The organism is Enterococcus sp. AZ191, from assembly GCF_051713845.1.
Classification (GTDB): domain Bacteria; phylum Bacillota; class Bacilli; order Lactobacillales; family Enterococcaceae; genus Enterococcus_B; species Enterococcus_B durans.
The window spans coordinates 1-5,724 of record NZ_JBIOQS010000007.1 but is presented as its reverse complement, the minus strand read 5'-3'; the positions used below and the strand labels follow the sequence as shown (position 1 = coordinate 5,724).

Genomic DNA, 5,724 nt, shown 5'->3' with positions numbered 1-5,724 from the left:
ATGTCTATTCAGTTATTCGATTAAACAGCTTTACCGAAGAAACGTTTTGCAATTTTAACAGTTGCAAAAGCTACAGCAATTACCCCACCAACAGATAGAAGAATTGGTAATCCACCAGAAATAACCTCAGTAGCACCCGTTTTAATTTCAGTCAACGTAGCTGTGACAGCATCAGTAGAAGCAGATCTTACAGCTCTAGCACCTGCAGAAACAGATTCATCAGCAAAAACTGCAGGACCTAAAGTAGAAACAGAAGCTACCGCACCAGTAACAAATAAACGTGTTTTAAAACTTGCATTCATAACTTTTTCTTTCAAATTTTGCATAAAATATTCCTCCATTAATTAAAAAATTGATTTCAAAATAGATTGATAAATTTTATAAATAGAGAAACCTGCAATCAAAAGTGGTATAATAAAAACAATCAGAATATAGCCAGCAGTTTGAAAGCCGATTTCAATTTGTTGAGCTTCAGGATCAATATAAGTTTGCGCTTGTATTGATCCTATTTTTTGATCTAAAATACTAAAGTTTTCCCCCGAAATCTTCTCAGTATTACTAGATAAATTTGAAACCTTTTCTAACAAGTCATTTCTAGATTGTTCAGAAGCCTGCACCTCCTTAAAATATTCAGTTTTAAATTCATCAAAAGAGACAAAATACTCTTTTAATTTAGTTAATTGATCGGAATAAACCATATCCATAAAATTTGAAGATTGATAAATATAAGGATATATATAACTTCTCATCCAATAGTCATGGTTCATCGAAAAGTCAACTAGAGCTATATAATTATACTTTTGAGCCTGTATTATGGCTTGCGTATCATTCGACAATCCTTCCTGTTTCAATAAATTGTCAAAATCTGTCGTATCAATTTGAAAACCTGCTCTAGCATCTTTTAACTTAGGAATTTGAATTATATTATTCTCTGTTCCATCCATCTAAAATCCCCACCAATTCAAGCTCTAAAAAACCTTTATAGTTACGGGTCATTTTCTTAACTAAAGTAACCTCACAAGGCACTTTTTGAGTAAAACTAGAAAGAATCGCAAGATTCTCAGTAATTTCATAAGCTACTTTCTTCCCAAATCCTTCATTCACAGGATAAGGAACTAAACAACTCAATTTTGCTCGATCTACACCATCTACTTTATAATTGTGAAATCCTACTAACTCTACTTGTTCATATACTTCATTCATATTAATCCATCCTTCTTATTATAAAATAGACCTCAAAAAATAAACGAACAAATTTTCTGGGTCGTATTTATAATATAAAAAAAATAACAAAAAATCAAATAAACAAATTTTATTTTTTTGAACAGAAAAAACAAAAAATATTTTATTTTTTATAATACTTTTTACGTTCATCATCACTAGCTTGATTAACAATATAAAAAACAGCATCACGTGAAATTTTAGACAAATTAAGATTCATCTCATTAGCTTTATCAACTAAAACATTGTCTATATTCACCTTTACATTTCGTTTTCCTTTTTCATAATCCAAAGGTTTACGTCCCAAAAAAATCACCTCAAAAAAAATGATTTTTTTTTGTTAATAATAACACAACAAAAAAACCCAACCTAATACAATAAGTTGGGTCTCATAAAAATCTAGTCTTTTCTAAAAATTGTTCCTCTAAACTCATTTCCCTATACTCTTTTTCATATCGCATAGAATCATAATTAAACTTCGCAATCATCAAATAAACATAATCAGTGCTATCAACCGTTTTCCAATCATCTAATTCACCATTTTCAAACATTTTCGCATAATCATACATACAACCACCGTAAACTAGCAAACGTTTATGTTTCATTGCAGTAAAAAATGTGTCAAAAACTTCTTGATTAATCAAATAATCCGAATCTTTCGCAGAATATTTTGCGACCTCAAGAACAGCCTTATCAACATTATCCATATTAACCTTCTTAACATGAAACTGAGTAATCTCAGGCATACCAGTAACATCACGCCAAAGATCTAACCATTCAGATTGATTAATATAATTCTTTGTAAAATAATTTTTACGAACTGCAAAAACTGCGTGTATATGCGGATTATAATCATCACGCTCTTTATTATAAGTAACCTCGATTTTCTTCACATACCCTTTTACTACACCAGAAAAAGGAGTTCCATGACGATTTTCTCCCCAACCACGAATCTTTTTACGCTTCATCATTTTCATGAAACTTTGATTAAAAAATTTAATCTCATTTTCCAATTCATCTGCCGGAACATTTGGAGTTGTCAAAGTAACAAAAAGAAAATCATATTTATATTTTTCTCGCATCATTTTCATAATAACCGAAAGCTTCGTCGCATCTTTACGCGCTTTGCGCCAAGCACAATACGGGCACCAACGATTTTTACAAAAGAAACCAGACTTCAAACGGTGCTTTTCTTTCTTTGCATCTGCTAAAAATTGCAAATGAGCCCCACAATCATCCATAGCTTCGATTCTTAAATCAGAAACTTTCCCAAACATGAATTTTACAAACTCATAGTTTTTCTTTTTCTTATTTTCAAAATGATCTATTTGCGCTTTATTCTCTTGACTTATAATGCTTTTTTCGTTAATATTATCCATGAATTTAAACCTTTCTAACTTGCAACGGACGAAGTTTTTATTTTGTTTTTCTAGACAATTAACACTATAAAACTTTCTACCCCGAATTGCAAGTTTATTTTTTTCTCTAGCCCTTGAGCCACAACGGTTTATGGGCTCTTTTTGTATGTAAGAAGGTAAGATTTAAGTTGCCTATATTATCAAGATAAGAAGAACGAGTTTCACTCGTTCAAAAACAAACATTTTTTTGATAATTAAATTGGGTAAACTTTCCACATTTAACCGCCTATTAGAAGACGCGGTTCTCTTTTTTCAAAAAAAATAAAAATATAAATAAAACAAAAAACAAAGAAAATAAAACAAATAATATAATGACATACACATTTTTTTCATTTTTTTATCCCTTATTTTTAAAAAAATATTTAGCCTAATATCTTTTTTAGTCCCTTGTTCGTGTATACAAGGGACACTTTTATTTTAACCATCAACTCCCCACCCCCTCGTTCTCGAGGGGCACCCTCGCCGGTAGGCAGCTCTCTTCGGCATTTCATACCAAAGAGAGAAATTTAAGGGTCTGGGATATCGTTTGTAGCTGTCAATGCATAAATTCCCTCGCTCCGCTCAGTCAGACATTTATAATTGACAGCGCCATATATCTACTCCTTCATCATGCTCGGTACTAAAGCCAACGCAAACATTAAAACTAAAAATGTAATGTTCTCTATCACTTTTTATTCTCCTTTTCAGCCGCAATCATTTTATTAATCACCGCATAACTATCGTATAATTCACGGATTTTTTTCGTTTGTACAAAATTACGTCTCCACTTCCTGTGGAGCTTTCTACGGGCTTCTGGGCGCCCTATGGTGTCTTCATAGTCTTTCGCATTAAAACAACGCTGGAACGTCCACCAGCCTCCTACCGTATAACATTCAACCACTTCAAAGGTTTGTTCACGTAAAGGTTTCGTCACACGACTAAAGTGTTGACTCGTACCAAATATTTTTATCTGTTGTTTTCGTTGTTGCGTCGCAACCGCAAGAACACGAGAACTAAAATTCCGAGTATCATAAACATCAAATTCATTCTGTATCTCATCAATTGCAAATACTATCCCCGCTTCATTGCGAAGAGTCAAAATCTGTTCCCATGAGTCAAGAGAGACATCTTCATGGATATAACCAAAATTCGTACAAATCACTACATCAGGATACTTCTTCCTAATCCTTTCTAACTGTTCAACTAAACTCATTGTTTTCCCACTACCTTGCATCCCCGCAAAAATCGTTAAGCCATACATTTTAAATCTTTTCCGCTCTTCATGATCAAATAAATCTTTGATTTTACATTTAAAAAATCGAAACAACTTAACAAATACATTTTGATTCGACAAAATCTCAAATTCACGTTTCAATTTACTTTATCCACCTTTCAAAATTATTTGAGCAATTTCGCAGGTTATATTTTTTTCGCGTGCGCGGGGGCGCTCGCGCGTCCCATGCGCCCCGCGAAAAAAAATATTAACCAAGCGAGAATTTGCTCAAAATAAATCTTAGAATACGTGTAAGAAAGCCTAAATTGTCTACAACAACAATCGCAGCAATACACGACAAAACAAGCTTAAAGCTAACCAAAGTGTCAAAATATGCCAAAGTATCCGAAAAAGCCGAGAAATTCAATTCTTCTGCGGAAGGAAATTTTATCGTAGGAAACAAACCGACAATAAAATTTAAAATACCTACAAAAAAATCGACAAACATTTTAAGTAGCAATAACATCACCTTCCCCGACAAGACGCTTGTAAATCGTGATACATGTCCACAAAAAGACAAAAATATTCGCTACATTTCTAACAACAGGAACAAAACTACCAAACCAGCTTCTAGGAAATGGGTACAACCTTTCTCCACGATAAACAACATAAAAATCATATAAAGATTTTTTACTAGAAAACAAAGATTTAATGTAATCAATCAACTTAAAAATAAAATCAAATTTATCTTTTAAGCGATCAATAAAATCAGAAAAAGAGTCTTGTATCCCGTCAAAATCAGGAACAAAAAAATCCTTAAGCCATGTCAAAATACCAGAAATAGCACCACCTATCACACCAGAACCAACATCAACATCAGCATCAGAACCAGCACCTTCACCAGTACCGACATTTTCGATAGGCGTGGATATTGCAATATCATCAACCAACGCACCATCAACAACACCAGTTTGAGTAATAGGTTTTGTTTCATCAAAAGTCAACTGAGTTCCAATGGCAACATCTTTCGCAAGAGTACCACTACCAGCTAACGTCTTTGTAATAGTTCCAACACGGACATCTATATCTAATCCTGTTAAAACCCCTATAGGATAATCAATAGAATCATAACCACGCTTCACCTTCAAATACGTTAAATCTTTAGTTGTTCCAGTGGTAGTCAAACCATAAGTAACCGAATCAGGAGTAGTAGTAATCACACGCAAAGCACCAAGCGGATTCGCTGCAGGAGTAGAAACAAAACCAATCTCAGGCGTATACTGAGAAAAGCCTCCAGACCTAACAGTCAATTCGAGAGTATTCATCCACATATTGCCATCAGAATCCACTTCAAAACCATTCGCAATAGGTCTAGCAGTAAGATAAGCTATATTAGCGCCAAAAAGATTCGCCAAATCAATATAAAAACCATCATTTGCTTGAATACTTGCGGCGTTTAAAGGTTTATAAAACCCCGAACCATCAAAATAATTTTTATTTTCAACTACATAATCTTGTTTCAAAGCATTTTGAATCAAACTATAACTAAAAGCAGTAAAAGCTACAGCAGTGGTATTCTCAAAAACAAATTCAGCCATCTCAGAAGCTGTAAGACCAATACCAATCGATCTCCCTTTTTCTTCAAGCTCGTCCCAGTTTTTAACAGCAACACCGCCAACAGCCAGACCAGCAAGTCCCAAAAGCACATACTTCAAATTTCCAGGTCCTCTAATTCTCTTATAATCGGAAATCGTAGGAGCATCAGAAAAACTCAAAGTGGCAGTATCCGCATGAACCTTATCAAAACTAAAAAAAGCAAAAAAAATAGCAATTAAAACAAATAGTTTATTCTTCATAGAACATCTCCTAATAAAAAAATAGACATTCCGAAGA

General features: G+C 33.5%; 7 protein-coding genes. All 7 read right to left on the bottom strand.

Translation table 11 applies throughout. From position 1 onward, the window contains the following. Positions 1-20 precede the first annotated feature (20 nt). Positions 21-326 (bottom strand): hypothetical protein, encoded by a 306-nt coding sequence (locus IGI47_RS14035; protein WP_438784564.1) that lies wholly within the window; start codon positions 324-326, stop codon positions 21-23. A gap of 18 nt (positions 327-344) precedes the next feature. Beyond that, positions 345-944, bottom strand: coding sequence for a hypothetical protein (locus IGI47_RS14030; RefSeq protein WP_438784563.1), 600 nt, complete (start codon positions 942-944; stop codon positions 345-347). Then, entirely contained in the window at positions 925-1,203 is a 279-nt protein-coding gene (locus tag IGI47_RS14025) for a hypothetical protein (protein WP_438784562.1), read from the bottom strand. Before IGI47_RS14025 ends, IGI47_RS14030 begins: the two co-directional genes overlap by 20 nt. Positions 1,204-1,345: 142 nt before the next feature. Continuing rightward, the gene (locus IGI47_RS14020; protein WP_438784561.1) at positions 1,346-1,528 is read right to left on the bottom strand and encodes a hypothetical protein; all 183 of its coding nucleotides are present in this window, start codon (positions 1,526-1,528) and stop codon (positions 1,346-1,348) included. 82 nt (positions 1,529-1,610) lie between these two features. Then, complete coding sequence (locus IGI47_RS14015) at positions 1,611-2,600, bottom strand: protein rep (RefSeq protein WP_438784560.1); 990 nt, start codon at positions 2,598-2,600, stop codon at positions 1,611-1,613. Between the two features lie 703 nt (positions 2,601-3,303). Beyond that, complete coding sequence (locus IGI47_RS14010) at positions 3,304-3,993, bottom strand: hypothetical protein (protein WP_438784559.1); 690 nt, start codon at positions 3,991-3,993, stop codon at positions 3,304-3,306. Between the two features lie 347 nt (positions 3,994-4,340). Continuing rightward, positions 4,341-5,687, bottom strand: a complete 1,347-nt coding sequence (locus IGI47_RS14005) for a hypothetical protein (RefSeq protein WP_438784558.1) — start codon at positions 5,685-5,687, stop codon at positions 4,341-4,343. Between the last annotated feature and the right edge of the window lie 37 nt (positions 5,688-5,724).